Here is a 25,415-nt window from a genome sequence, read left to right as displayed (position 1 = left end):
GCGACCGCGACGACTCCGGCCCCGCCGGTGAGCCGGCGTGCCACGCGGGAGTCGGCCCAGCGCGCACGGGGCAGCCGAGCGAGCAGGAATGCCAGGCCGACGCCGAGCAGCAGGCCGAACGCATGCGTGTCGGTGCCGAAGTAGGCGCGCGTGAGATCGCCTCCGCTGCCGACGACGATGCCCATCCACGCCGCCGAGCCGGCGGCCAGCGCGAACGCGGCCGCTGTGCGCGCCCAGGCGCGCGGCAGCAGCAGGAACAGCGGGAAGACGAGCGGCCAGAGCAGGTAGAACTGCTCTTCGACCGCCAGCGACCAGAAGTTGCGGAAGAGCTCCGGTGTCGCGGCTGCGAAATATCCGCCGCCGCCCGCGGTCGAGACCCAGTTGTAGCTGAAGGTCGCGGCGCCGACCACTTGGGCGTCGAGATCGACGAGGACGTCGCCGCCGATCACCCACGCGAGCGCAGCGCAGACGGCCACGACGACCGCGAGGGCCGGGAGCAGGCGCCGTGCTCGGCGCTGCCAGAACCGTCCGAGCGCGATGCGGCCGGTGGCCGTGTGCTCGCGCAGCAGGAGGCTCGTGATGAGGAATCCGCTGATGACGAAGAACACGTCGACGCCCAGGAAGCCGCCGGGCAGCACGTGGGGCGGGAACAGGTGGTAGACCACGACGAGCGTCACCGCGATCGCGCGCATGCCGTCGAGCCCGGCGAAGCGGGCGGGCGGGGCAGCGGTGGGCGCAGTCGACGTCATGGGTTCTCGCGAACGAAGGTGGGGGAGGACGGCAATCCTACGTGGCCAGCCTGAGGGGCGACGGCTGCGGCTCACTAGGCTGGGCAGGTGCGCATTCGCCTCGACATCGCCTACGACGGCACGCACTTCCGCGGATGGGCGCGCCAGCCCGGACTCCGCACGGTGCAGGAGACGCTCGAGTCGGCGCTCGCCCGGGTGCTCGGCGGGGAGCCGCGGCTGGTGGTCGCCGGTCGCACCGACGCCGGCGTCCACGCCACCGGTCAGGTCGCGCACGTCGACCTCGACGACGCCCAGGCGCAGCGCCTGCTCGCACGGCAGGCGCGCACAGGAAGCGCGACACCGACGCTCGACGACCGCGCCGCCGCCCTCGCCGCGCGCATGACCGGCGTCGTAGGCGCCTACTCCGATGCGGCGGTGCTCGGCTCCCGCATCGCCCCCGCGGGCTTCGACGCTCGCTTCTCCGCCGTGTGGCGTCGCTACGAATATCGGATCGGTGACAGCGTCACCGGGTACGACCCGCTCGAGCGCCATCGCACCACCTCGGTGCGGGCATCCCTCGATTCGGAGGCGATGGATGCCGCGGCCCGCGCCCTCATCGGGCTGCACGACTTCGCCGCCTACTGCAAGCCGCGCGACGAGGCGACGACGATCCGCACGCTGCTCGAGTTCGACTGGCACCGCGACGACGCCGGAGTGCTGGTCGCGAACATCAAAGCGGACGCGTTCTGCCACAGCATGGTGCGCGCGCTGGTCGGGGCGTGCGTCGCCGTCGGCGACGGCCGGCTCGACGTCGACGACGTCGTCGAGATCCGAGACGCGCAGGAGCGCGTGCCCGAGGTGAAGGTGCTCGCCGCGCGCGGACTCACGCTGACCGCCGTCGGCTACCCCGCGGACGACCTGCTGGCCCAGCGCGCCGAACAGACGCGCGCGCGGCGCGACCGCGAGTGAGGGCGCCCCGCTAGACTGACCGGACGTTTCGGGCGGGGTCGACTTCGGGGGTCGTATGCGCAAGTGGAACCGGTTCGCCGGTGTCGTCGTGGTGGGTGCGCTCGGTGTCTCGGCGCTCGCCGGGTGCGGGCCGGCGCCGTGGGATCCGGCGGGCGGCAGCACGCCGACCGCGACGTCGACCGCCGTGCCCACCCCGGTGCCCAACGACCTCTCGGGCGGGGCGACCCAGCGGCAGCTCGCCGCGGGAGCGGTGACGGCCACCGTCGACTACTGGTCGACGCTGTCGATGGACCAGTGGACCGCAGAGGCGGTCAAGCCCGTCAGCATCTCGCTGATCACGACCGTCCAGCCCGACGACGGGCAGAAGGTGTATCTGCAGCGCGCGTCGATGACCGCGGTCCCCTCCACCCCCACCGGGCCGCTCGAGGCTCTGGCGCCGCAGGCCGACGCATCCACCGTGAGCCCCGGCTACCTGGTGCTCGACCCGTACAGCTACTCGCAGACGTTCAACGTCGGCCCGGTGCCGCCGGAGGCGACGTTCGTCACGCTGCAGTTCAGCTACGACTTCCTGGTGCAGACGACGCCGACCTCGAGCGAGTACGCGAAGCAGACGGCGACCGACACGATCACGGTAGCTCTGACTGACTGATCAGGCGCTTCACGATGGTCGCACCGACGCGCTCCCATCGGTCGCCGCCCTTCCCGCTGGCCACCCGCGCGGCCTCGCGGCTGGTATACACCAGCGTGTCGAGGTCGTAGCCGAGCACCGACACCGGTGCCCAACCGGCGCTGGCGGTCGGCCGGATCGGGATGGCGCCGTGTACGTCTAGGACTGTGACCCGCTCCAGGATGATGCGCAGGAGGTCGCGGACGGCGGAATCCCCCCGTGGCACGAGCACGACGACGGCGCCCGCCGAGGGCGAGCCGACGTCGGACTCAGCGGGAAACACGGCGCGCACTTCGTCCTCGAGCCGCTCGGACAGTCGTGCAAAAGCCGCCGCGCCGCCTGTCTGGCGGATGTCGGCGGCATCGTCGAGTCCCAGATAGACGACGGACCAGGGCTCGGACGTCTTCTGGGCACGCATCAGACGGTCGCCGGCGATCCGCTCGAACTGCTGCCAGGCGGTGGACACCGTTGCGGGGCGCCCCAGGCCGCTATCGCGCGCGGTGGGACCGACGACGGCGATGAGCGCGCAGGCGACGTACACCAGCATCCCGACCGATGAGACGAGGCGCACCAGCGTGAAGTCGTCCCCGCCCGACGGTGGGAAGACGAAACCCGCGACGAAGGTGGCGACACCGGTCGCGAAGAAGGCGACGGACACGATCACGAGGGGCAGCAAGAGCCTGTCGCTGCGTCGACTCGCCGACCGTGCCCAGTCGAGCACGAACAGGCCGGCGAAGACGGATGCCGCGAAGAAGACCGTGCGATACGCGACGGTGAACCACGACATGTCGGCGACCGTCGCGAGCGCCAGAGCCGAACCGCCGGCGAGGAGCGCACCCGCCCAGACGTGCGGACGCAAGCCCCATGCGGCCCGGAACCCCGACCAGAGGAAGGCGGGGGCGCCCATGAGCGCCCCCAGGGACGCGCGCCGGAGCACCTCCATGTCGGTGATCTGGCCGGCCACCACGCCGTAGGTCGCGAGCATCGAGAGGGTGAACGCGATGCTCCAGTAGAGCGTCGGAAGTCCCGGCCGCACGAGGAACGCGATACCGATGGTCAGCGCCGTGGCGAGCGTCGTGATCACCGCCTGCGCGATGCCGAGATCCACGCCCGAGCCGGCGATGAGGTCGGTCATGCGGGTCCTTCCGTGACGTCTGCCGCCAGGGGCAGGCGGATCGTGACGGTCGTGCCCACGCCCGCCTCGCTGTCGATCTCCAGGGTGCCGCCGTGCGCGAGCACGATGTCGTTGCTGATGCCGAGCCCGAGCCCGGTGCCGCCGGACTTCTCCTTCGCCTCGCTGGTGCGGAAGTAGGGCGTCAGGATGTGGGGGAGGTCGTCCGCGCCGATGCCGATGCCGCTGTCGGCGACGGTCAGCACGACCGTTTCGCCCTCGACGGCCCCGGCGATACGCACCCCGCCGTCTCGCGGGGTGTACTTGATCGCGTTGCTCACCACGTTGTCGACCACCTGGCGCAGCCGGAAGCCGTCGGCGGTGATCGGCAGCGCCTCGTCGGCCTGCACGTCCACGGAGATGTCGTTGGCGACCGCCGTGGATCGGAACGAGGCGACGGACTCGAGGAGGATCTGCCGCAGATCGATGTCGTCCACCTCGTCGCGGCCTGAGAAACCGCGCCGCGATGTCGTGACGAGGCTCTCGGTCATCGTGAGCATGCGGTCGCTCGCGGCGACGATCGACTCGAAGCGCTCGCGCGTGCGGGGGGTGAGCTCGTCGAGCTCGAGGGCGAGCTCGGCGTTGCCGATCATGACCGTGAGCGGGTGCTTCAGCTCGTGGGAGGCCATCGCGGTGAAGCGCTCCCGCTCCCGCTGCGCGTAGGTGAGCGCCGTGACGTCGTGCACGAGGAGCAGGATGCTGGAATCCTCGTCGCCGCGGGCGGCCAGCCGCTTCGCCGTGACCGACAGCGCGCGCCATTCTCCTTCCACGGTGAACAGCCACACCGAGGCGTCCGTGAAGGTGTCACCGCGGGCGGCGCGCGAGAACGGGCGTTCCGAGAAGGGCACCGGCATGCCTCGCAGTCCGGTGTACTCGACCGATTGCGCGGGACGCGTCGGGTCGAGCGGGTCGAGGCCGTAGAGCCGCGAGTAGGCGTCGTTGACGGCCAGCAGGGTGCCGTCCTCCGAGATCCGCGCGATGCCGGTGTCGATGCCGTTGAGGATCTCCATCGTCCGCCGCTCCTGATCGGACCGGCGGGAGAGCGTCGCGGTGAGACGACTCGCCTGGCGCCGCAGGAGGCGTCGCAGCGAACGGGTCCTGCGGAGGGCGATGTGCGCCGTGATCCCGATGAAGGTCAACGAGAGGAGCACCACGAAGACCCGCAGCGCGCCCAGGGGCCCGGGGCTCAGGGCTGAGTCCAGCAACAGGATGAGGCCGATCAGCGCCAGCATCGCCGCCAGGGCCGTCGTCCGGAAGTGCATGGCCACCCACATGACCGGGAAGGCCCAGAGGTAGCCCAGGCGCAGTTCCGTGCCGGTCGACATGAGCCCGATCGCGAGCGCGTCCGCGAACGGGACCGCCAGCACGGCGGATGCCGGAACCCGTGACCACGGCACCGCCAGCGTCGCGAGCGTCAGGACGACCACCGCGAGAGTGCCCAGCAGGAAATTCCAGTGCCCGAACAGCTCGGGCTGCAGCACCATCACCAGGATCGCCGTGATGAGCACGCTCGCCGCGAGGACGAGCTGGGTGAGCCAGATCGACCGCGTGCGGGCGTCGGGCGTGCCCACGACGAGCATCGGTCGTGCAGCCCCGGTAGCCATGCCGCGATTCTATTGGCCCGGCCACCCGGCATTTCGGGCCGCGCCGACAGAGTCGGCAAACCTCTCTTGCGGATGCCTTGCGCAAACCTTGCGGAAGCGCTCGCGGTCTCTCGGAGGAGCGTTGCGGTCGGCGGGGGAAGCTGTTCTCGTACCGGAGACCCCGGTGCCCCTGATCTCGAAAGCGACGAACGTGACACAACTGGTCCCGCTCACCCGCACCCCGCGGACGCACCACAGCGAGGCGACCGCCGCGCTGGAGGACGTCACCACCGTCTCCACCCACCGCTTCGCCGATGACTTCGAGGCGGTGCTCGACGACACCTCGGTGCACCGTTCGACCATCGGCTGCGTCATCCCCGCGTACAACGAGGAGGAGTCGATCGCACAGGTGATCGAGTCGCTGCTCCGCCAGACCCGGGTGCCGGACGTGATCCACGTCGTCGTCAACAACACGTCCGACCGGACCGTGAGCATCGCCTCGACGTTCGCGGGGCCGCACGAGATCGTCACCGAGCTCGGCGAGCAGTTCACCGAGGTGTTCGTCCACGACATCGGCAAGAACCCCGACAAGAAGGTCGGGGCGCTGAACTACGGCTACACGCTGGTCGAGGGCTACGACTACCTGCTCGGCGTCGACGGCGACACGGTCGCCGACGAGAAGGCCGTCGAGTACCTGGAGTCGGAGGCGACCTCCGACACCCGCATCGGCGGCATCTCGGCGATCTACTCGATCGACGAGAAGCCGATCAAGGGCGGCATCGCCAAGTTCCTGATCACCGGTCAGCGCGCGCAGTTCGCCGCGTTCAACCTGCACAACCTTCTGCGCGGCCGCAACATGGCCGTGCTCGGCGGTCAGTTCTCGATCTTCTCGACGCAGGCCCTCCGCGAGGTCATGAAGGAGAACCACCAGTCCACCCCGTGGGTCAAGGACTCCGAGGTCGAGGACTCGCTGCTGTCGCTGCAGATCAAGAGCGCCGGCTACCTCACCAAGATCAGCCCCTTCGCCCGCGCCGACGTCGGCGGCATGACGACCCTGCGCGCCCTGGACGCGCAGCAGGTGAAGTGGACCTACGGCGCCATCGAGCTCATGTGGCCGGGACAGCGCGGAGACACCAAGGGCCAGCCGTTCCACCCGAACCTGCGGGTCCGGTGGCTCGAGAACTTCGGCATGCTCACGAACCTCTTCGTGCGCGTCGCGTTCGTGGCGCTCCTGGCCGGCTCGCTGTCGATCGGGGCGTTCGTGTTCTCGCCGTGGTGGCTGCTCGCACCCGCCGTCGCGATCGCACTGAACACCCGCATGGCCCTCACCATGGGCAACCGCAGCGCGCGCGACCTCCTTTTCGCCGTCACGCTCCTGCCCGCCGAGGTGTACATGTGGCTGCGGCTCAGCTACTTCGCCCGGTCATGGACGCGCTTCCTGTCGCGCAAGAAGGTCGACAACTGGGCGATGCAGGCCAAGGCCGAGCGCGGTGCCGGCCTCGGCCACTGGACGCCGCTCGTCGTGGTGGTCGCCGTCATCATCGCCATGGCCGTCATCTGGTCGATGCTCGGCCCGATGGTGCAGTCGACCATCCTGTGGATCGGCTGGCCGATCGTCGGCGTCGTCACGGTGCTGCAGACGCTGTCGATGTTCTTCAAGCTCATCCGTCGTCAGCACGGATACAAGGTCTGACCCGAACCCGAAGCGGGTCGGAACTGGGGAAAGCGCCGGGGCTGGGGAGCACGGCGCGGGGGAGGAGGTGAGGGAGCCCGCCTGGGGGGAGAGGCGGGCGCCCTCTCCGAAGCCTGCGGAGGCATCTGCTCGTCTGGGGCGCAGCGGATGCCTCCGCTTCGGCGTTCGCGGATCAGACCGCTTCGGAGGTCAGACGGTAGCCCACGCCGCGCACGGTCTCGATGTAGCTGGGGTTCGCGGCACTGTCGCCGAGCTTGCGGCGCAGATTCGTCATGTGCGCCTCGACGGCGCGCTTGTCGGCATCCCCCACGAAATAGCTCGTCACGTAGGACTCGCCGCGCAGCACCAGCGTCAGATCGGCCTTGCTGCGGACGCGCCGCTTGGACTCGAGCAGCGTCGCGAGCAGGTCGAACTCGGTGCGCGTGAGGTCGAGCTCCTCGTCGCCGATCAGCACGATGCGGTTCTCAGGGTGCAGCCGGAGATCGCGGTGCTCGAGCCACTCGCCGTCGCCGACGAGTGCGGGCACGGACGCCGCCGGAGCCTCTTCGACGACCGGACTGGTCGGGATGGACGTGGTCGCCGGCCGGGCGCTCGGGAACGACGGACCCACGCTGCCCTGAGACGGCATCGCGGCCGGCGCGGGCGTCCCCTCGGCGGTGGCGCGCGCGCGGCGCATCAGGGCCTCGACGCGCGCCCGCAGCTCGCGCGGGCGGAACGGCTTGACCAGGTAGTCGTCGGCGCCGGCACCCAGGCCGGCGATCACGTCGGCCTCGTCGGTCAGGCCGGTCAGCATGATGATGAAGGTGTCGGACTGCGCGCGGATGCGCTTGGCCGCCTCGATGCCGTCGATGCCCGGCATGTGCACGTCGATGGTCGTGAGCACCGGTTTGTAGGTGAGTACCGCGCGGACTCCGTCGATGCCGTTGCCGACCGAGACCGTCGAGAAGCCCGACGACTCGAGCACCTCGGCCAGGACGTGTCGGATCTCGGCGTCGTCCTCGATGATGACGGCGGTCTTCAGCTCGTCGGAAGGGGTGCTCATGCAGCGTCGTCCTCTCTCGGACGGTTGGTCCAACCTGCGCCGATGACCGACCCCAGCCGCGGCCCCCGACGCGTGCACAGTACCCCCGATGCTACACAACGCCGGGTAATGCCTGGTCCGGCCTCAATCCGAGACGACGACGTCCTGCGTGAGCCCGATCGCCGCTTCGTCCCACCATCGACCGGCCGCCGGGCCGCCGTTGCACTCGCCGTCGCTCTCGCCGGGCGGTTTGATCCACAGGTTGGTGTCGACGACGTCGTCGCCGATCGTGCCGCCGGGCTCGCCGACGAGGCGACCGGGCGGGTTGCACCACTCGCCGTTCGAGCCGGCGCCGTTGCGCGAGGTGTCGATGACGGCGTGCAGCCCGTCGAGCAGCGCTGCCACGTCGTGCGCGTACGCGACCTCGTCGCCGGTCGGCATGAAGTTCGACACGTTCGTCGCGAATCCGCGGATGCTGCGGCGGTCGTCCGCGGCCCGGTCGACCTGTTCGATGAGGTCGGCCATGTCGTCGGCCGGCAGCCAGTCGGAGTGGCCGCCGTCGACGTAGATCCAGGTGCTCTCGGAGCTGATCGCGTCGACCGCCGCCCCGAGCTGAGCGACCCGCTCCGGCACGTTGCCGCACTCCGGTACCAGGGCGAGGCTGTCGGGCTCGAGGATCACGATGGGCGACGTGTCGGCGGCGTCGCGCAGCGCATCCCCGATGGCCTGCGTCCACTCGACATAGGCGTCGCCGTCGAGCCCGCCGGCGGACTGTCCGCCGCAGTCGCGTTCCGGAAGTCCGTAGACGACGACCGCGATCCGCGCGGACTGCGCGCGCGCCTCGGACGCGAGATGCGCGATGCGGTCGCCGATCACATCGACAGGATCGGCCTCGGGGGTGAGCCAGACGGCCGTGGGCTGATCGCTCAGATAGTGCGCGGCGTCGTGCTCGGGGCTACCCGCGGGCGCGCGGGAGGCGGCATCCGCAGCCTTCGAAGAGTCGGAGGCGACCACGGCCGTTCCCGGCCCCGGCGGCTCGGGATCCCGACCGGTCAGGAGGACCGCGGCGACGACGACGCCGGCGACCGCGAGGAGACCCGTGGCGGCGAGGATGGTGATCGTCCGTCGCGAGGTGGCCACGAAGGCGACTCTACGAGAACATCGGCGCGGTGCGCGGAGTCACGCCGCCCGCACGGCGCGGCGACGAGCGGACCCTCGCGAGCCGACCAGCGCGAGCAGAGCGGCCGCGAGCGGGCTCGCCGAGGTCGCCTCGGTCTCGAACGCCTGAGCGACGACGGCGGCTGCGCGCTCGAACTCCCGTGCCCTGTCGACAGCGGCGCGGCGCTCGGCGACGGCGCGGTCGGCGACGGCGTACTCGGCTCGGAGGCGTGCGCGTCCGTTCTCGTCGAGTCCGGGCCGCTGTGCGGTGCGCTCGAGGGCGACGGCCGCACGCGAGCGCATGACGACGCTGAGGCGGAGCTCCCGCTCGGCGGCCGCGCGAGCGCTGCGGCTCGCGGTGACGGCGTCGGCGAGATCTGCGCGGACGGCGGATGTGGATGCTGCGGCCATGGGGTCCTCCCGGGTTCTCGGCACACCACTCCAGAGGGGCGGCATCCGGTTTTCGTACATCGGAGGCTCCACGGTCCCTGTGAGGTCCCGATGCGGACTTGTCAAGGTCACGCGCCAGCAACGTCGGCGGCATAGGCTGGCGTCGACATGAAGGTCATCTCGTACAACCTGCGCAAGCACCGGGCGGCGGGCGAACTCGCCCACCTGGTGGAGCGATACGGTGCGGACGTGCTCTGCCTCCAAGAGGCGGACACCACCGACATCCCCGATGAGATCTCGGGGCTGCGCCTGGCGGACTCGACGCAGCGAAACCGGCTGGGCCTCGCGCTGTACTACCGCGAGAACACCTATCGCGCCGTCGACGTGCGCGCCCTCGCGCTCAAGAAGTCGCTCCATGACCGGGTGCTGAAGCCGGCGGAGGAGCGGATGCTGGGGGTCAGGCTCCACGACATCGACGAGAACGTCGACATCATCGTGGCCTCGTTCCATGCCGCCCCGCTGACGGCGCTGAACTCGCTTCGGCGCCACCAGATCCGCACCGCGCTGGGCGAGCTTCAGCAGCTGGGCGACGGGCTCCCGGCGCTCATGGTCGGCGACTACAACTACCCCGTGTTCAAGGAACGGCTCGGCCAGCACGTGCGTGAGCAGGGCTACGAGCTCAACCTGTCGGACTCGCGCACGTACACGCGCTACCGCTTCTTCCGCGGGCACTACGACTTCGCGACGTCGGTCGGGTTCGAGATCGACCGGGTGCGCACGCTGCCCCAGGGGCTCAGCGACCATCTGCCTATCCTCGTGAGCGCTCACCCCGCCGCCGGCGTGAAGCGGGTCGTCGAGATCGCCGAAGCCGAGACCGGCGCCGCCTGAGTCCCACCCCGGCGTTTCAGGAGGCCCCCTGATTTCCTGACGGGCCGCGCGTACCATGGGGAACGTGGCGAGGGGGACCGTCACGCGTACCGTATCCGAGGGTGCGCGAACTGGGGTTGCTTACGATGCCGGGGCAATGCCTGTTCCGGCGCGCCGGCGGCGCGTCTGGCCCTGGATCCTGTTCGGTGTCCTCGCCGCGCTGCTCGCGGCGGCTGTGGTCGTCGGCGCGCTCACGATGCAGTTCTGGTCCGAAGCGCAGCGGGCCCGTGCCGCGGTCGGGCGGGCGGCATCCGGCATCGCAGAACTGCGTGACAGCCTGGATTCGACCGACGAGGCGCAGCTTCTCGCGGCGACGGACGAGATCCAGGCGAACGTCACGCTCGCTGTGCGGACCGTGGACGGCCCGTTGTGGGATCTCGCCTCCGGTGTGCCGTTCATCGGGCAGAACGTCGATGCGGTGCGGCGCGTGACGCATGCGGTCGACGTCCTCGTCGAGCGCGCCCTGACGCCGGGACTGCAGTTCCTGTCGGTCACCGACTTCGACGACCTCACGCTCGACGGCGGCGGGATCGACCTCGAGCCGTTCCGGCAGGTGCAGAGCTCGATCCCCGAGATCGCCGCGGCCTTCGCCGACGCGCAGGCCATCGTCGCGCCGATCGACACGGCGACCCTGCTTCCCGAGGTGAGCGACTCGATCTCCGACATCCTCACCTTCATCGACCTCGCGACTCCCGCGCTCGGAGTGGCCGAGACCTACTTGCCGACGCTTCTCGACATGGCCGGGTCGGGGGGAACAAGGACCTATCTTCTGATCTTCCAGAACAATGCAGAGATCCGTGCCACGGGCGGGAACCCGGCCGCGAGCATGATCGTGACGCTCACCGACGGCAAGCTCGGGTATGTGGACCAGGCGAGCTCGCAGACGTTCTACGACGCCGGAACGCAGGACGATGTGTACGTGGCGCTGCCCGCCGAGACCACGGGGCTGTATCTGCCCACGTTGGCGAAGCATTCGCAGGATTACACCTTCACGCCCGACTTCCCGACGACGGCGCAGTTCTTCCAGGCGCTGTGGACTCACACGACCGGCGCGACGTTCGACGGTGTCGTCTCGATCGACCCCGTCGTGCTCTCGTACATGCTCGCCGTCGCCGGACCCGTGACGCTCGGTACTGGAGAACAGCTCACCGCCGACAACGCCGTCTCGGTGCTGCTCAGTGACGCCTACGAGCGGTATCCCGAGGGCCGCGATTCCGACCGGTTCTTCGCGGATGCCGCGAAGCAGGTGTTCGCGCACCTCACCACTTCGACGTGGGACCCGCTGCAGATGCTCGAGGCGCTGAAGAAGGGCGCCGCAGAACAGCGGGTCAACCTCGCGTTCGTCGACCCGGCGGCGCAGGCGCTCGCCGTCGAGCTCGGTGTGGATGGCGCGCTGGCCGGCGACACCGCGACGCAGACGCAGGTGGGGATCTACCTGAACGATTCCTCCGTCGGCAAGCTCGAGTACCACTTGACGACGTCGATCATCGCGACGTGCGACGCCGCGGCGCGGACGATCACGACCACGATGACGCTGGCCAACGGGATCGGCGACGACATCCGGAGCCCCTACACGCTTGGGCTCCGGAACTGGCGATTCGGCCTGCCGCGTACCACGATGATGCTCGACGTGCTGTTCTTCGCGCCTCCCGGCGCCCAGATCACGCACACCATCCCGGCGGTGGGGGACGTCGCGCGGTGGGAACGCAGCGGCGTAGAGAAGGGCAACACCGCCGTCAGCAAGACGGTGTTCGTCGGCAAGGGGGAGACCGTGACCACCGCGTTCACGGTCGCGTTGCCGCCGGGCGACCTCGCTCCGCTGCGACTGCGTCACACCCCTACGGCGACCGCGACCAGCGTCACGATCGACCCGAGCTGCGCGGCGCTGTTCCCGGCTGCCGGCTGACCGCCCGGAGCGGTCAGAGGAGCGTCGGGTCGGGCTCGGCCCACTTCTCGACGCCCTGCACCACCCAGAACGAGAAGAACAGCGCGAGGGCGATCCCCTCGACGATGAGGACGATCGGGATGCCGGAGCCGTCCGCCTGCGGCAGCAGGATGACGTACGCGATCAGGGTGACCACGAGTCCCACGGCGATGATCGTGTAGAGCACGCGGAACACCGGCGTCGGCTGCGGGCCCCGGCGGGGGAAGGCGTTGCGCACCGCGACCGCCGCGAACAGCGCGAAGAAGGCCGTCGTGGCGACGAAGTGCGCCTGCTGCAGGAACGCGTCGCGCGCGAACGCCCACGTCAGTCCCGTGACGGCGAGGACGACGACGGCGACCAGCAGCGACGGCCACACCGCGGCGAGCGAGACCTGACCGAGGGCTGCGAGCACGAGGGCGACGAGGAGCACGAGGGCGCCCAGCACGAGGTACACGGCGACGCCGTTCGCGGCATCCGCTTCGTACTGCGGGGGGAAGCAGCGCTGGGTGCAGTCGACGACGACGCCGGGCACGGCATCCGGTGACAGCGTGGTCGGCACGAGGGCGATGAGGGGTGCGAACAGCGCGGCGGCATCGAGCAGCGCACGCTCGGCGCCGCGACCCGAGAGTGCGAAGAGCGCGAGGGATGCCGCGATCAGCGCCCCGACGAAGACGTCGCGGGCGGGCGTGTAGAAGTAGTCGCTCACCGACGTGAGCCACCCGTAGGTGGTCGCGGCCTGTGCGATCGCGACGAAGATCGCGACGACGGTGCCGGCGATGCCGATCCGCAGGTACCGGTATGTGCGTTCCAGCGAGGTCGACACGGCCGGTCAGCGCGAGCCGCGGGTCAGCGCGAGTCGCGCGAGCGCCGCACGGCGGCGACGACCGCGAGCGCGGCACCGGCGAGCAGGAGCGCGCCGCCACCGATCCAGAGGCCGATGGTCTGGCCCTGGTCGAGACCGGTGGACGGCAGTCCGTCGGCGCCCGTGATGGTGACGGCTGCGGTGCCGCCCGCGGAGGTCGACGATACGGCGGCGATGTTGTACGTTCCCGTGGCGTTGGACGGGAGGGTGATGTCGGTGGGGGCGAGCGAGCCGTCCTCGGCGGAGGTCGTCGTGTTGCTGGCCGTGCTGATCGCGAAGCGCACCATGCCGATGCTCGCGTCGGCGCCGTTCTCACCGGTGACGGTGATGGTCACACTCTCGTCGGACGAGAAGGTCTCGGCCGCACACGCGAAGACGATGGTGCCGCCCGCCTGCGCCGTCGCCGGGGTGGTCGTGCACGATCCGGAGGGCGGGTAGATCGTCGACGCGCTCGCCGCCGCGGGTACCGCGATCACGGCTCCGAGTGCGAGCGTCGCAACGAGAGCGGCTCGGGGGAGGAACCGGGGCATAGGTGTGCTGGCGATGTGGGGCATCGAGAGCAGTCTACGAACCCCCGCACACTGCGGCAACTTCGGCGGGCGGTGTGAGCGTCGGGGTCATGGCGGCTTCGAGGGTCGAGGCGACGGGTGCCGCGGCCCGCGCGACGACCGTCGCGGTCGCCGTCTGGCCGGGCGGGAGTTCGATCGCGAAGCTCAGGACGCGGCGTCCGTCGTGCGTTCCGCCGCCGAATCCCGAGCCGTCCGACATCGTCGCGTCGATCAGATCGAAGCCTTCGGGCAGGTACAGATAGCCGATCGTGCGGGTGATGCCGGCCGGCACACCGAAGGCGCTGTTGCCGGTGATGTAGGCCGGAAGGTTGGCGGCGTCGGCCGGAGCGGTGTTGCCGATTGTGACGGTGAGGACGGCGTCGCCCGTCGCCCGGCCCGCGGAGTCGAGGGTGCAGCCGTCCCAGGTGAGGGTGGCCGACGCGTTCTGGTAGAAGTCCATCTTCGAGCCGGTGCCGTCGTTGACGTAGACGCCGAAGCGCGCCGCGTCGTCGTCCGACTCGGGCAGGCCGCCGGCGAGGGTGGTGCCCGCCAGGAGGCTCTGCTCCTCCTCGTGCGCACTCCACAGCAGCAGGCGGTCTTCGTCGCCGGCCCGGGTGAGCGCGGCCACCAGCGCGGCCGGGTCGACGTCGCCGCCCGACAGCTTCGCGAACACCGAGGCGGCGGCCACCGCGAAGAAGGCGTCCTGGTCGGCCGGTCGCGGGTACCGGGCGTACACCTCGTTGAGGAGCAGCGGCACGGCGGTGTCGGGCGTGAGCACGTCGCCGGTGGGGAGGGTGATCGGGCCGGTCGCCTGGAGGAGGTACGACAGCGCGACGGGATCGAGTGCCATGACGCCGTCGACCTGCTCCCCACCGTGCTCGCGGGCCCACATCTCGCGCGCGAGGGCGGCGCTCACCGCGAAGTCGGGCACCTGGGTCACGTTCTGAATGAATCGCGCGGGGCGTTCGCCGTAGATGGCGGTGATCTCGTCGTCCAGCGGCAGCACCGCGTCGTCGTAGCGGTCGTAGTCGCTCGACGATTCCTGTGCCGCCAGACTCAGCGCGCCGCCGTCGGTGTGGATGAGCGCCATCGCACCGGGGATGCCACCCAGCGAGCGCCATTCGGCGTTGTTCTGAAAGAGCACGAGGTAGTTGCGAGGTCCGTCGGCGCCCAGCATCGACGGGATCAGCCCCGTCGCACGGGCGAGCGCGTCCGTGGCGGTCCCCGCCTCGGTCAGGAGCCCATCGACCTCGTCGACAGCGGTGCGGACGGGGGCGACCAGCGCAGTGCGGTCGATCGCCGAGACGGATGCCGCGGCCGCGCCGACCCCGTCGGTGGCGGTCTTCGCGGCGCCGTTGATCTGCTGCAGGGGAGCGAGGTCGAGGCGACCGCCCTGCGGGCGCAGGGCATCGACCTGGAAGGTGCCGGCCACCTCTGAGAGGGGGCGCAGCGCGGTGCTCGCCACGCCGTCGAGGGATTCGGCGACGGTGGCGACGGCGGCGAGCTGGGGGCCGACCCACGGGACGCCTTCGGCGAGGCCCCACACGGGGTCGGAGGTGAGGGCGTGGGCGGCGCCGGTGTCGGCGGCGAGCGAGGCGATCGCGTCGCTCGCGGCGGCAGGGTCGGCGAGGCTTTCGCGGACGGCGACAGCGGTCTGCTGCGCGTCACGCAGGTGGCTGTAGGCGAGTGCACCACGGATGCCGACCCAGGCGGCGCCGAGGATCGCGACCAGCAGCACCACGCCGAGGATGACGGCGAAGACGGTGCCGCCGATGCGCGCGGGGCGGGGCAGAGGCGAGTCGGTCACCGATCCACCATACGATGCGGTGCCCGGCGTTCCCCGCGAGCCTGTGCCTACGTGACGTCCGGATACTCAGGCGATCCTGAGGGTGAGGCGTGAGTGCGAAACCTTCTTGTCGACCGGCGGCAATATGGCGAGCGTAGTGTGGGGCCCGTGACGAGGGGGTCGCGTGACGTTCCGAATTCGAGGAATGGGGGGCGCGATGGCACGGTCGAGACGACGGCGGTACGACATCGGACACGAGCCGTGGCTGCTGCGGGAGTACGGTGGCGCACCGATGTGGGTCATCTGCCTGGCGGCGGCGTTCCTCGTGGCCGTGGGAGTGCTGTGGCTGGTGGCCGGCTGATGACCGATGCGCCTACGCTCGCGCCTGCGGCCCCGACGACCGCGACCGTCGCGGCGGTGCACGTCAGACGGGGGCAGAGGCGCGGCATCCGTCTGCTGGTCGTTTATGCCGTGGTGCTGGCGTTGATCGCGTTCTGGCCCGTACCCGTCGACCAGGGTGCGTCAGGTTTCCTGCGTTCGATCTCTTCCGTGGTGCCCTGGCTGACTTACGACGTGATCGAGACGGGCGCGAACGTCCTGCTGTTCGTGCCCTTCGGAGTCCTGCTGGCGCTCGCTCTTCCCCTCCAGCGGGGACTGGTGGTGCCGTTGGCACTCGCCACGACCCTCGTGATCGAGTCGGGGCAGGCGCTGTTCCTCGCCGACCGTACGCCGAGTCTGCGTGACATCGTCGCGAACGTGCTCGGCGCGGCCATCGGTCTCGCGATCGTGATTCTGATCGAGCGGCGCAAGACCCCGCAATGACGGATGCCGCGGGACCGCTGTTGACGAGGGGCCTTGACGCGCCCGTCCGGCCGGGCCACGATATGCGCTAATCGGGGGTTTTTCCGGGGATCGGTGGGGGGCCGTGATGCCTGGTCGGCGACGTGTTGCGACGGCTGCGGGCGCCGTGGGCGGCGGCGCCGCTTCGGTGGTGCTCGCCCCGGCGACGGCAGCGTTCGCGGTCGACCGCACCTGTGACGCCGCTGTCGCCCTCGCGAAAGGGGGCGGCGACGACGCGCTGCGCGTTGCCGCTGAACTGCTCGAGAACCAGGGGTGGAGCGCTGCCCAGATCGCGACGTGTCTGGCACCGGCGAAGTCGCCATCGCCGGAGTACACCGAGATCAGTCTCGGAGACCTGTGGAAGGCGTTCACTGAGAACGTCGAGGTGCTGCTGCCGATCGCCGCCTTCGTCGGGGTGTTCGCGCTGGTGCTGCTGGCGCTGGGGCGCCTGCTGGCACTCGTACCGGGTCTGCGGAACCCGCGATCATCGCGTGGCTGGCGGATCTTCGCGTGGATCGTGGGGCTCTCGCTGGCTGTCATCGCCCCCGCGCTCATAGCGCTGCGTGGCATGTGGGTGATGGCGCAGGGCGGACCAGCGGGGCGGAGGGACGTCGACGCCGCCGAATTCACGTACGGTCAGTTCCTCCACGCTGTGCTGTGGCGGTCGGGCGCGTGGTGGCTGTTGCTGCTGCTGTTGGTGTTGACGGTGGCGACCCTGACGTTCGCGTTCGCCACACGTCAGGGCGTCACGATCAAGCTCGAGGGCAAGGACGACGGCAAGAGTCTCGACACCGCCCACGTGATGGCGGCGATGGACGGGATGGCTGGGCGTACCAATCGCGGGCTCGAGTTCCCGGTCGGCACCGATCTCACCACCGCGGCGAGCGCCGTGACCGAGCTCTCCGACAACAAGTTCGTCGCGACGCTGCAGGTCGGTGTGAGCGCCATCCTCGGATCGACGCCGTGGCGCGTCACCGTGGAGAACGAAACGGAGAAGGCAGCCTCGGTCACGATCTCCCGGAACGGCGCTCTGATGAAGGCCAAGCGGATCAAGGTCGGTGACGACCTCGCGGGCGTCAACGAGCTCACGTCTGCAGAGATGCTCGCGGCGCGCATCGCCGGCGAGCTGATCGCGACGTTGCGATCCAAGTACCGTTCGGAGTTCGATGCCAATCTGTCGGGGGCGACCGACGGCGAGTCGATCGCGCTCCACTACATCGCCAGTAACGCGCTCACCGCCAGCCGCGAGGCGCGGAGCCGCGGCATCCCCCTCCTCGCGCGTGCGGTCGAGGTCGATCCGCATAATCGCGCCGCGTGGACGACACTCGCGAACTTCGCGTACCGCGACCCGACGATCCACCGCCCCGACAACCATCGTCCACACGTCGAATACCGCGAGTTCCTCGACAGGGCGATCCTCGACGAGCTGGCGCGCTGCCGCAACAGGTGGGACGTCGTCTACGAAGGCATCAGCGAGGGTCGAGCGATTCGACGCCACGGTGACGACGATCTGTCGAAGCTCGAGCTCGCACGCCGCCGGGTACGGATCTCCCGCATGCGCAACAACGGCCTGCTGATTCGTCTGCTGCAGACGCGGGTGGTCGCCGGGGTCAACGCCAAGGCGGCGGGCGCCGATATCGCCGACGGAACTGCGCAGGACCTATCCGATCGCGAGTACATGCGCCTGCGCCGCGACACCTTCGGTGGCCCGCTGTCGTGGCGTGAACCGCCGAAGACGGCGATCCGCCGACGCCAGCTGCTGCTTCTCGACGAGTTCCGGTATCAGCCGACGCATCCCGTGACGCTCGAGCCCCCGGAGGTGCTCCAGCACCCGGCGTTCCGGGGCGAGCTGCGAGCGTGGCGCGCAGTCGCGAGGCGCAGCGGAAGTGGCGCATCAGTCGAGGACGTCCTCGTCGAATGCGAGGACGCCGCGCTCAGTGCGAGCGGCGACTACTCACACGACCCCGGAGTCGCATACTCCGTCGCCTGCTACCGCGCGCAGCTGTGGAAGGACCGAATGCAAGGGAGGACTCCATGACAGCCCCCACCGGTACGAATCAGACGCCCCCTCCGGATCCGACACTGACCTCGACCGCTGCCGCCGTGCGGGATGCCGCGGCCGAGCTTCCGACCGCGGTCGCCGGCTTCGCGCTCACGGACGAGAAGCTCCGTGAGGTCGCGACTGCCTACAACGGGATCCTGGCCGCGCTCGGGGACTTCGACGCGCTGCTGCGAGCCCAGGTGAAAGTCGATCCGCTTGCCAAGTCGATCAACGAACTGCTGCCTGTCGCCGCGCTGAGCGAAGGCCTGCGCGAGTGGTTCCCCGTCGACCCGGAGATGACGGTGGTGCGCGGCACCGTTTTGGTACCCGCGGGCATGACCGCGACGAAGGCGGACCCGGCCCCTGAGAAGAAGGCCGAGGAAGAATCGATGGTCGTCCTCGTGAAGCGGCTGCTCGGGCATCTCACCGAGTAGACCGCGTTACCGCCTGGCGTCAGCGGCCGAAGTAGCTGCGGGCGTCGCGGGTGCTCAGCAGGATCAGGCCGATCAGCGACAGCAGCGACCCGCCGATCACGGACCACAGGCTGGCGCCGGAGAAGAGGCCGAGCACCTGCAGCACGATGGTGATGGCGAATACCACCAGAGCGATGGTGCGGGCGGTGGGGTTGCCGCGCCAGAGGCCGACACCGACGGCGAGAGTGATGGCGCCGATGATGAGGCTGATCCAGCCGAGGATCGCCGGCCAGGTGATGAAGAGACCGGCGATGATCACGAAGATCGATCCCACGATCTGCAGGAAGCCGGAGATCCAGGCGATGATGGCGACGAGTGTGACGCCGAGCGGGCGCTGAGTCATGGGTGAGTCCTCCGTGGCGAGACAGAATTCTGCGGACGGCTCCAACGTAGCGGTCGTCTGCCGTCGTGCACGCGTTTCACGCTGAGTCGCTCCCGCTCCCGCTCCCGCTCCGGCTCGGGCTCGGGTTCGCGCTCGCGCTCGGGCCCGCGGTCAGAATGGTGCGGCGGTGTCGTCGGCCGGCACGAAGACGACGCGCTGCGGAGGATGGTCGAGATACGGTCGGCCGGCCGGACTCGTCCACTCGAGGGTGCCGCCGGCGAGCTGGCGCACCGTCCAGTCGGTCGCGTGTTTCAGCGTGTGATGTCGCTTGCAGAGGCAGGCGAGGTTGCGGATGTCGGTCGGACCGCCTCGGGCGTGATCGTGCGTGTGGTCGTCATCGCACAGTCGCGCCGGCCTTCGGCATCCGGGGAAGCGGCAGTGTGGATCCCGCGCCTTGAGGTACCGCTGCTGTGCCGCCGAGGGCTGGTAGCGGTCGACCGCGAGGACCATCCGGTCACCGGATCGGTCATCACGCGGTCCCAACCCGGCGCCTCGCCGGCGAGGCGACGCGCGGTGGCGGGGTCGACGGGTGCGACGCCGTCGAGTTCGGCGCCGCCGCTCGTGACGCCGGTCAGGGTCGTGACGGGCATCGTGATCTGCACGGTGGCGCGGATCGCCCCGAGTCCGCCGGGCGCGGCGTCCAGGCTCGGGTCGATCACCGGAGCGCCGGTGAGGAGCATGTCGGCGACGAGGTCGGCGCGAATCTGGTCGATCGTCCGCTCGTCGAACCACAACTCTTCTTCTTCGGGCTCGTTCCCGCAACCGCTGTCGGGCGTGCCGAGGGCTGCGGCATTCGTCCCCTCGTGTGCCGTTCGCACCTCGTGCCGGCGGGCGGTGTCGACCCGCTTGATGAGCTTGGCCTGCCGCGTCGTGCGGTCGAGGATGCCGTGAGCCAGCGCGGTCGGGAGCAAGTGGTTCAGGAGCGACATGCCGTCGTCGAGGTCGGTCACCCAGATGCGGCGGCCCTGCACCGCGAGATCGTGGCGTTCTTGAAGAGTGAGCGGGTTGCGGATGTCTGCCTGCTGCCGGGCGTATGCACGGGTGCGCGCGGGCGTCGTCGTCTCGGCGTGCTCGAGAACCGCGCGTTCGAACTCGGCCCGTGCGGCGGGCTCTTCGATCGTGCCCCCGGTATCGAGGATGGCACTCACGTGAGCCCGAGAGATCCGTCCGTCTTCGAGGGCTGTCACGGTGGCCCCGAACGACGTGATGAGCCGATGTGCGTCCCACATGTGCGACTGCATCGTGCGGTCGTTGACCTTCACTGCGAGTCCGAGTTCGCGGCCAGCGCGCGCAGCGGCATGTCGCGCTCCTTCGAGCGCGTCGACGGGATGCGCGCCTGCTGCGTCTCAGCGAGGGCGAACGCGTCGGCCAGGAGACGCAGCCTGCGGGCGTGGAGAGCGGCCTCTTCGGCGTGGAGGCGGCGCAACTGCGCAGCGAGGTGTCCGGCGCGCTGCGCCTCGACCTCGTCGCGTTCCGCGTCGTCCACGATGTGCCCTTCCGCCGCGCCATGCGCGACCGTTCCCGAACGGGATGCCAACGACCCGAGCCGGGGCACATCGCGGCTGAGTTTTTAGAAGAGGCCGGAACCCGATCTCTTCGCTACTTCTATGATGCCGAGGGCCTCCGACATCGGGGAGTGCCGCGGTTGCCTCAACCCCTGGAGCGACGGTCCTGCCGTGGATGGGGTCAAGACGACGTGGCGGCGGGCCACCGGCTATTCGCGAATGGTGTCGATGTGGTCGCGGTACCAGGCGACGGTACGGTCAATGCCGTCTGCCAGCGAGATCTTCGCTGTCCAGCCGGCGTCGGCGAGCTTGGAGACGTCGAGCAGCTTCTGCGGGGTTCCGTCGGGCTTGGTCATGTCCCACTTCGTCTCGCCTTCGAACCCGACCACGCCGGCGATGGTCTCGGCGATCTCGCGGATGGTGACGTCCGAGCCGGTGCCGACGTTGACCTGCTCCGGCCCGTCGTAGTGCTCGAGGAGGTGCAGCACGGCATCCGCCATGTCGTCCGAATGCAGGAACTCGCGCCTGGGCGTTCCGGTGCCCCAGTTCGTCACCGAGGCGGCACCTGACTTCGCGGCCTCGTCGTAGCGGCGGATCAGCGCGGGCAGCACGTGCGAGCCGTTCGGGGAGAAGTTGTCGTTCGGCCCGTACAGGTTCGTCGGCATCGCAGAGATCCAGGGGAGCCCGTACTGGCGACGCACGGCCTGGATGTTCAGGATGCCGGCGATCTTCGCGATCGCGTAGGCGTCGTTGGTCGGCTCGAGGTGGCCGGTGAGCAACGAGTCCTCACGGATGGGCTGCTCGGCGAACTTGGGGTAGATGCACGACGACCCGAGGAAGGCGACTCGTTCGACGTCGTTCGCGAGTGCGGCATCGAGCACGTTCGACTGGATGCGGAGGTTGTCGCTGAGGAAGTCGACCGGGTAGGTGCTGTTCGCGAGGATGCCGCCGACCTTCGCCGCGGCGAGCACGAGGTATCGCGGCTTGATGTCGGACATGTAGGCGAAGACCGCGTCCCGGTTCTTCAGGTCGAGTTCGACCGACGTCTTGCCGACGACGTCGGTGAAGCCCTCGCCTTTCAGCTTTCGGACGATGGCCGATCCCACGAGCCCGCGATGGCCCGCCACGTAGAAGGTGGCGTCCCGGTCGAGCTGCGCCGGGACGTGCTGCGCAGCGTCGGTCGCGGTCGTCACCTGGCGACCAGTGAGGGCTCGGCCGTCCACGAGACCAGGTTGACGGCGTCGATCCACTCCGGACGCTTGTCCAGCGCCTCCACGTCGGCGTCGACCATCAGCTCGGCGACCGCCATCCCGTCGAGTGTGGTCTTCCAGCCGAGCTTCTCGTGGGCCTTCGTGGGGTCTCCGATGAGCGCGTCCACCTCGGTCGGTCGCAGGTACCGCTCGTCGAACTTGACGAACTCCTGCCAGTCCAGGCCGACGTGCCCGAAAGCCGCCCCGAGGAAGTCGCGGATCGTGTAGCCGATGCCGGTGGCGAGCACGAAGTCATCCGGCTCGTCGACCTGCAGCATCCGCCACATCCCTTCGACGTACTCCGCCGCATACCCCCAGTCCCTGATGGAGTCCAGGTTGCCGAGATAGAGGTCCTTCTGCTCACCCGCCTTGATCCGGGCGACCGCGCGGGTGATTTTGCGCGTGACGAAGGTCTCGCCACGGCGCGGAGACTCGTGATTGAAGAGGATGCCGTTCACCGCGAAGAGGTCGTACGCCTCCCGATAGTTCTTCGTGATCCAGAAGCTGTAGAGCTTGGCCGCGGCGTAGGGCGAGCGCGGATAGAAGGGCGACTGCTCGTTCTGGGGTGGAGGAGTGGCTCCGTAGAGCTCAGACGTGGAGGCCTGGTAGAACTTCGTGTCGATCCCCGAAAGGCGTACTGCCTCGAGCAGACGGATCGTGCCGATGCCCGTCGTGTCGGCCGTATGCACGGGCTCATCGAACGACACCCTGACATGTGACTGAGCGGCGAGGTTGTAGACCTCGTGCGGATGGATCTTCATGAGCAGAGTCACCAGGCCGGCCCCGTCGCTGAGATCCCCATAGTGAAGGAACAGCCTGGCGCTCGGGTCGTGTGGATCGACGTAGAGATGGTCGATGCGGTGCGTATTGAAGGTCGATGCACGGCGTATGAGACCGTGGACCTCGTAGCCCTTTCCGAGCAGCAGCTCGGCGAGGTATGAGCCGTCCTGACCGGTGATACCGGTGATGAGTGCACGCTTCACGTCGTACTCCGTCCCCCAGCGACTCGCGGAGGCCATACGGCAGTCTCCGCGCAAGTCACGGAATCCGCGACGCCGGCAGCCAGGCTCGGTGAACCTGTCGGGAGCTGTCCCACCGTCGAGAACAGTGCGACGATACCGCAGACCACGCGGCGAGAATAGGCCTCTCGTCAGGCGCTCTCGGCGTCGACCGCCGCCGTGTACCGGCTTCGGCGGCGGTCGCGACGGAGTCTGGGTGCTACGGGCGTCCCATGCCGTAGTAGGTCCAGCCGGCGTTGCGCCAGGCGGCGGCGTCCCATCCGTTGCGTCCGTCGATGACGACGCGGCCGTTGGTGAGGGTGGAGGCGTGTTCGGGGGTGAGGTCGCGGCGGTATTCGTCCCATTCGGTGACGAGCACGATGGCGTCGGCTTCGCGGAGTGCTTCGTCGCGGTCTTCGACGTAGTTCAGCTGCGGGTGCAGGCGCTGCGCGTTGGGGATGGCGGCGGGGTCGGTGATGGTGACCCAGGCGCCGAGGCCGTGCAGGCGGGTGGCGACGTCGAGGGCGGGGGAGTCGCGGATGTCGTCGCTGTAGGGCTTGAAGGCGGCGCCGAGCAGGGTGACGTTCTTCTTGAACACCGAGCCGCCGAACGCGTTGATGACGAGGTCGACGGCGCGGTCGCGGCGGCGGAGGTTGATGGCGTCGACTTCGCGGAGGAAGGCGACGGATTCGCCGCGGCCGAGTTCTTCGGCGCGGGCGGAGAACGCGCGGATGTCCTTGGGGAGGCAGCCGCCGCCGAAGCCGATGCCGGCGCCCAGGAAGCGGCGGCCGATGCGCACGTCGTGTCCGATGGCGTCGGCGAGCTGGGTGACGTCGGCGCCGGTGACCTCGGCGATCTCGGCCATCGCGTTGATGAACGAGATCTTCGTGGCGAGGAACGCGTTGGCGGCGACCTTGACGAGCTCGGCGGTGGCGCGGTCGGTGACGATGAAGGGCGTCTGTTTGGCGACGGCCGGGTGGTAGACCTCGCGCAGGATGTCGGCGGCCTGCTCGCCGTCGTCGCCGGCGTCGACGCCCACCACCAGGCGGTCCGGATCGATGGTGTCCTTGACGGCGTAGCCCTCGCGCAGGAACTCGGGGTTCCAGACCAGCGTCGCCCCGGTGGCTTCGATGCGCGGCGCGAGGTCTGCGGCCGTGCCGACGGGCACCGTCGACTTGCCCGCGACGACGTCGCCGGGCGACAGGTAGGGGAGCAGGCCGTCGACGGCCGCGTTCACGTAGGTGAGGTCGGCGGCGTAGCCGTCCTTCTGCTGCGGCGTGCCGACGCCGATGAAGTGCACTTTCGCGCCGGCTGCCTCGGCCATGTCGGTCGTGAACTTCAGGCGGCCCGACTGGACTCCGGCGGTGAGCAGTTCCTGCAGGTCTGGCTCGAAGAAGGGTGCTTCGCCGCGCGAGAGGGCGTCGACCTTCCGCCGGTCGACGTCGATTCCGACGACATCGTGGCCGATCGAGGCCATTGCCGCCGCGTGGACAGCGCCGAGGTACCCGCAACCGATGACAGACAGACGCATGGGAGTGCCCTTCCAGGGATGGGACTAGGCCGTCGTCCGGACGGACGACGGGAAACGGGAAGGGGCGGCGGTGACCCAGCTGACAGCGATCCTCGCATGAGTGACGCCCGATGCGGGAGTCAGCACACCGCGAACGGCGTGGTTGTGACGCAGATCGGCGACCGCGAGCTCCCGGAAATCCAGTGCGAGACCCGCGCCGACCGCCTTGGCGTAGGACTCCTTCACCGCCCACAGCTGGGTGAGCCAGGCCCTCCGCCCTGCGGACTCCAGGCCGTCGGCGTGCCGTCGTTCCGCCGGCGTGCAGAGGCGACGCACCAGCGCCGGCTGGTCGAATACCGGTGCGACGAGCTCGACGTCCACGCCGATGCGGCCGTGCTCGACGACGCCGACCACGAGCCGGTCACCGGCGTGGGCGATGCTGACGTCCAGCGTCGAGCCCTCGAGTCGTGGCTTGACGCCGCGCGGAGTCGCCTCGAACCCGCGCCAGGCGCGCCCCAGGCGCCCGGTGACGATGTCGCGCACCCACCTCCTCGCGGTCAGGTAGGAGGCGACTCGTGACTCGTCGAGCGAACCGAGGGTTGCGGCATCCGCCCCGAGGAGGTGGGCGGCGTCCTCGGGGTCGTGCTCGAGGTCGTCGCGCGAGGCGACGCGGCCCACCACGACGTGCACCCCCCGCGCCGAGACGAGACTTCGGCGTGCACCGCTCGCGGGGTCACTCGTCGACACGCTGGCGGATTCCCTCGGCGAGTTCGCGGATGGTGGGGTGATCCCAGACGATCGTCGGGTCGACCTCGAGCTCGAATTCATCCTCGATGTCTCCGCAGAGCGTGAGGGCGTAGACCGAGTCGAGCCCGAGTTCGGCGAGCGGCGTGTCGACGGTGAAGTCGTCGGGCTGCATCTTGCCATAGGCGACGACGCGTCCCACGAGCCACTGCTCGATCTCGGTGGCGGTCAGCTGTGCGGGCATG

Annotated in this window: 26 protein-coding genes; 9 read left to right on the top strand and 17 right to left on the bottom strand. The window is 69.7% G+C overall.

The window, feature by feature from the left end; translation table 11 throughout:
* Positions 1–749: acyltransferase family protein (locus tag VIP82_RS04685; RefSeq protein ID WP_331906147.1), on the bottom strand; the 749-nt coding region annotated here is incomplete at its 3' end.
* Between the two features lie 87 nt (positions 750–836).
* Here VIP82_RS04685 and truA point away from each other — a divergent pair.
* On the top strand, positions 837–1,697 hold the full coding sequence (gene truA / locus VIP82_RS04680) for a tRNA pseudouridine(38-40) synthase TruA (RefSeq protein WP_331906145.1): 861 nt from the start codon (positions 837–839) through the stop codon (positions 1,695–1,697).
* A 55-nt stretch (positions 1,698–1,752) separates the two neighbouring features.
* On the top strand, positions 1,753–2,346 hold the full coding sequence (locus VIP82_RS04675; protein ID WP_331906143.1) for a hypothetical protein: 594 nt from the start codon (positions 1,753–1,755) through the stop codon (positions 2,344–2,346).
* On the opposite strand, the gene VIP82_RS04670 is transcribed toward VIP82_RS04675, so the two are convergent.
* Both VIP82_RS04670 and VIP82_RS04665 read right to left on the bottom strand, forming a co-directional pair.
* The gene (locus VIP82_RS04670; protein WP_331906141.1) at positions 2,324–3,499 is read right to left on the bottom strand and encodes a hypothetical protein; all 1,176 of its coding nucleotides are present in this window, start codon (positions 3,497–3,499) and stop codon (positions 2,324–2,326) included. The genes VIP82_RS04675 and VIP82_RS04670 overlap by 23 nt on opposite strands.
* Positions 3,496–5,139, bottom strand: coding sequence for a sensor histidine kinase (locus VIP82_RS04665; protein ID WP_331906139.1), 1,644 nt, complete (start codon positions 5,137–5,139; stop codon positions 3,496–3,498). The genes VIP82_RS04670 and VIP82_RS04665 overlap by 4 nt, the downstream gene beginning before the upstream one ends.
* A gap of 190 nt (positions 5,140–5,329) precedes the next feature.
* On the opposite strand from VIP82_RS04665, the gene VIP82_RS04660 reads away from it, so the two are divergent.
* A complete protein-coding gene (locus VIP82_RS04660) occupies positions 5,330–6,811 on the top strand; it encodes a glycosyltransferase family 2 protein (protein ID WP_414684612.1) in 1,482 nt (493 codons plus the stop codon).
* A gap of 172 nt (positions 6,812–6,983) precedes the next feature.
* Here VIP82_RS04660 and VIP82_RS04655 read toward each other — a convergent pair whose 3' ends face one another.
* The 3 genes from VIP82_RS04655 to VIP82_RS04645 all read right to left on the bottom strand — a co-directional run bounded on the left by VIP82_RS04655 (position 6,984) and on the right by VIP82_RS04645 (position 9,401).
* Positions 6,984–7,853, bottom strand: a complete 870-nt coding sequence (locus tag VIP82_RS04655) for a response regulator transcription factor (RefSeq protein ID WP_331906137.1) — start codon at positions 7,851–7,853, stop codon at positions 6,984–6,986.
* 123 nt (positions 7,854–7,976) lie between these two features.
* Positions 7,977–8,972: a glycoside hydrolase family 6 protein gene (locus VIP82_RS04650; RefSeq protein ID WP_331906135.1), complete on the bottom strand. Its 996-nt coding sequence runs from the start codon at positions 8,970–8,972 to the stop codon at positions 7,977–7,979.
* 39 nt (positions 8,973–9,011) lie between these two features.
* On the bottom strand, positions 9,012–9,401 hold the full coding sequence (locus tag VIP82_RS04645; protein ID WP_331906133.1) for a hypothetical protein: 390 nt from the start codon (positions 9,399–9,401) through the stop codon (positions 9,012–9,014).
* 147 nt (positions 9,402–9,548) lie between these two features.
* Between VIP82_RS04645 and VIP82_RS04640 the strand changes: the two genes are divergently transcribed.
* Both VIP82_RS04640 and VIP82_RS04635 read left to right on the top strand, forming a co-directional pair.
* Positions 9,549–10,268: an endonuclease/exonuclease/phosphatase family protein gene (locus tag VIP82_RS04640; protein WP_331906131.1), complete on the top strand. Its 720-nt coding sequence runs from the start codon at positions 9,549–9,551 to the stop codon at positions 10,266–10,268.
* Between the two features lie 136 nt (positions 10,269–10,404).
* Positions 10,405–12,213 (top strand): DUF4012 domain-containing protein, encoded by a 1,809-nt coding sequence (locus VIP82_RS04635; protein ID WP_331906129.1) that lies wholly within the window; start codon positions 10,405–10,407, stop codon positions 12,211–12,213.
* Between the two features lie 13 nt (positions 12,214–12,226).
* Here VIP82_RS04635 and VIP82_RS04630 read toward each other — a convergent pair whose 3' ends face one another.
* The 3 genes from VIP82_RS04630 to VIP82_RS04620 are packed head-to-tail and all read right to left on the bottom strand — an operon-like array spanning position 12,227 to position 15,448.
* A complete protein-coding gene (locus VIP82_RS04630; RefSeq protein WP_331906127.1) occupies positions 12,227–13,054 on the bottom strand; it encodes a hypothetical protein in 828 nt (275 codons plus the stop codon).
* A 23-nt stretch (positions 13,055–13,077) separates the two neighbouring features.
* Positions 13,078–13,647 carry an LPXTG cell wall anchor domain-containing protein gene (locus VIP82_RS04625; protein WP_331906125.1) on the bottom strand — a complete coding sequence of 190 codons (570 nt, stop codon included), beginning with the start codon at positions 13,645–13,647 and terminating at the stop codon, positions 13,078–13,080.
* 10 nt (positions 13,648–13,657) lie between these two features.
* Positions 13,658–15,448 carry a DUF4012 domain-containing protein gene (locus VIP82_RS04620; protein WP_331906123.1) on the bottom strand — a complete coding sequence of 597 codons (1,791 nt, stop codon included), beginning with the start codon at positions 15,446–15,448 and terminating at the stop codon, positions 13,658–13,660.
* Between the two features lie 196 nt (positions 15,449–15,644).
* On the opposite strand from VIP82_RS04620, the gene VIP82_RS04615 reads away from it, so the two are divergent.
* The 4 genes from VIP82_RS04615 to VIP82_RS04600 all read left to right on the top strand — a co-directional run bounded on the left by VIP82_RS04615 (position 15,645) and on the right by VIP82_RS04600 (position 18,742).
* Positions 15,645–15,788, top strand: coding sequence for a hypothetical protein (locus VIP82_RS04615; RefSeq protein ID WP_331906121.1), 144 nt, complete (start codon positions 15,645–15,647; stop codon positions 15,786–15,788).
* Positions 15,788–16,249, top strand: a complete 462-nt coding sequence (locus VIP82_RS04610) for a VanZ family protein (protein ID WP_331906119.1) — start codon at positions 15,788–15,790, stop codon at positions 16,247–16,249. Before VIP82_RS04615 ends, VIP82_RS04610 begins: the two co-directional genes overlap by 1 nt.
* A 106-nt stretch (positions 16,250–16,355) precedes the next feature.
* Complete coding sequence (locus VIP82_RS04605) at positions 16,356–18,305, top strand: hypothetical protein (RefSeq protein ID WP_331906117.1); 1,950 nt, start codon at positions 16,356–16,358, stop codon at positions 18,303–18,305.
* Positions 18,306–18,370: 65 nt separating this feature from the next.
* Positions 18,371–18,742 carry a hypothetical protein gene (locus tag VIP82_RS04600; RefSeq protein WP_331906116.1) on the top strand — a complete coding sequence of 124 codons (372 nt, stop codon included), beginning with the start codon at positions 18,371–18,373 and terminating at the stop codon, positions 18,740–18,742.
* A 19-nt stretch (positions 18,743–18,761) separates the two neighbouring features.
* Here the strand turns inward: VIP82_RS04600 and VIP82_RS04595 are convergent, their stop codons facing one another.
* The 8 genes from VIP82_RS04595 to VIP82_RS04560 all read right to left on the bottom strand — a co-directional run bounded on the left by VIP82_RS04595 (position 18,762) and on the right by VIP82_RS04560 (position 25,414).
* Positions 18,762–19,124 carry a DUF2127 domain-containing protein gene (locus VIP82_RS04595; protein ID WP_331906114.1) on the bottom strand — a complete coding sequence of 121 codons (363 nt, stop codon included), beginning with the start codon at positions 19,122–19,124 and terminating at the stop codon, positions 18,762–18,764.
* Between the two features lie 290 nt (positions 19,125–19,414).
* Positions 19,415–20,425 (bottom strand): 13E12 repeat family protein, encoded by a 1,011-nt coding sequence (locus VIP82_RS04590; protein WP_331906112.1) that lies wholly within the window; start codon positions 20,423–20,425, stop codon positions 19,415–19,417.
* The gene (locus tag VIP82_RS04585) at positions 20,422–20,649 is read right to left on the bottom strand and encodes a hypothetical protein (protein ID WP_331906110.1); all 228 of its coding nucleotides are present in this window, start codon (positions 20,647–20,649) and stop codon (positions 20,422–20,424) included. Before VIP82_RS04585 ends, VIP82_RS04590 begins: the two co-directional genes overlap by 4 nt.
* 228 nt (positions 20,650–20,877) lie before the next feature.
* A complete protein-coding gene (locus tag VIP82_RS04580) occupies positions 20,878–21,861 on the bottom strand; it encodes a GDP-L-fucose synthase family protein (protein WP_331906108.1) in 984 nt (327 codons plus the stop codon).
* A complete protein-coding gene (gene gmd / locus VIP82_RS04575; protein ID WP_414684611.1) occupies positions 21,858–22,937 on the bottom strand; it encodes a GDP-mannose 4,6-dehydratase in 1,080 nt (359 codons plus the stop codon). Before gmd ends, VIP82_RS04580 begins: the two co-directional genes overlap by 4 nt.
* 199 nt (positions 22,938–23,136) lie before the next feature.
* Positions 23,137–24,447 (bottom strand): UDP-glucose dehydrogenase family protein, encoded by a 1,311-nt coding sequence (locus VIP82_RS04570; RefSeq protein WP_331906104.1) that lies wholly within the window; start codon positions 24,445–24,447, stop codon positions 23,137–23,139.
* A 24-nt stretch (positions 24,448–24,471) separates the two neighbouring features.
* Positions 24,472–25,173, bottom strand: a complete 702-nt coding sequence (locus tag VIP82_RS04565) for a 4'-phosphopantetheinyl transferase family protein (protein WP_331906102.1) — start codon at positions 25,171–25,173, stop codon at positions 24,472–24,474.
* Complete coding sequence (locus VIP82_RS04560; RefSeq protein WP_331906100.1) at positions 25,160–25,414, bottom strand: acyl carrier protein; 255 nt, start codon at positions 25,412–25,414, stop codon at positions 25,160–25,162. The genes VIP82_RS04565 and VIP82_RS04560 overlap by 14 nt, the downstream gene beginning before the upstream one ends.
* Position 25,415 lies beyond the last annotated feature (1 nt).

This window comes from Microbacterium sp. (assembly GCF_036566905.1).
GTDB lineage: Bacteria > Actinomycetota > Actinomycetes > Actinomycetales > Microbacteriaceae > Microbacterium.
Note: the sequence above shows the minus strand (reverse complement) of the source record. Positions and strands in the feature narration are given on the sequence as shown.

Coding starts and splice junctions, on each gene's coding strand:
- VIP82_RS04560 (WP_331906100.1), bottom strand. CDS start 25,414: ATGCCCGCACAGCTGACCGCCACCGAGATCGAGCAGTGGCTCGTGGGA.
- VIP82_RS04595 (WP_331906114.1), bottom strand. CDS start 19,124: ATGACTCAGCGCCCGCTCGGCGTCACACTCGTCGCCATCATCGCCTGG.
- VIP82_RS04675 (WP_331906143.1), top strand. CDS start 1,753: ATGCGCAAGTGGAACCGGTTCGCCGGTGTCGTCGTGGTGGGTGCGCTC.
- VIP82_RS04615 (WP_331906121.1), top strand. CDS start 15,645: ATGGCACGGTCGAGACGACGGCGGTACGACATCGGACACGAGCCGTGG.
- VIP82_RS04665 (WP_331906139.1), bottom strand. CDS start 5,139: ATGGCTACCGGGGCTGCACGACCGATGCTCGTCGTGGGCACGCCCGAC.
- VIP82_RS04605 (WP_331906117.1), top strand. CDS start 16,356: ATGCCTGGTCGGCGACGTGTTGCGACGGCTGCGGGCGCCGTGGGCGGC.
- VIP82_RS04655 (WP_331906137.1), bottom strand. CDS start 7,853: ATGAGCACCCCTTCCGACGAGCTGAAGACCGCCGTCATCATCGAGGAC.
- VIP82_RS04645 (WP_331906133.1), bottom strand. CDS start 9,401: ATGGCCGCAGCATCCACATCCGCCGTCCGCGCAGATCTCGCCGACGCC.
- VIP82_RS04640 (WP_331906131.1), top strand. CDS start 9,549: ATGAAGGTCATCTCGTACAACCTGCGCAAGCACCGGGCGGCGGGCGAA.
- VIP82_RS04610 (WP_331906119.1), top strand. CDS start 15,788: ATGACCGATGCGCCTACGCTCGCGCCTGCGGCCCCGACGACCGCGACC.
- VIP82_RS04570 (WP_331906104.1), bottom strand. CDS start 24,447: ATGCGTCTGTCTGTCATCGGTTGCGGGTACCTCGGCGCTGTCCACGCG.
- VIP82_RS04670 (WP_331906141.1), bottom strand. CDS start 3,499: ATGACCGACCTCATCGCCGGCTCGGGCGTGGATCTCGGCATCGCGCAG.
- VIP82_RS04625 (WP_331906125.1), bottom strand. CDS start 13,647: ATGCCCCACATCGCCAGCACACCTATGCCCCGGTTCCTCCCCCGAGCC.
- gmd (WP_414684611.1), bottom strand. CDS start 22,937: ATGGCCTCCGCGAGTCGCTGGGGGACGGAGTACGACGTGAAGCGTGCA.
- VIP82_RS04635 (WP_331906129.1), top strand. CDS start 10,405: ATGCCTGTTCCGGCGCGCCGGCGGCGCGTCTGGCCCTGGATCCTGTTC.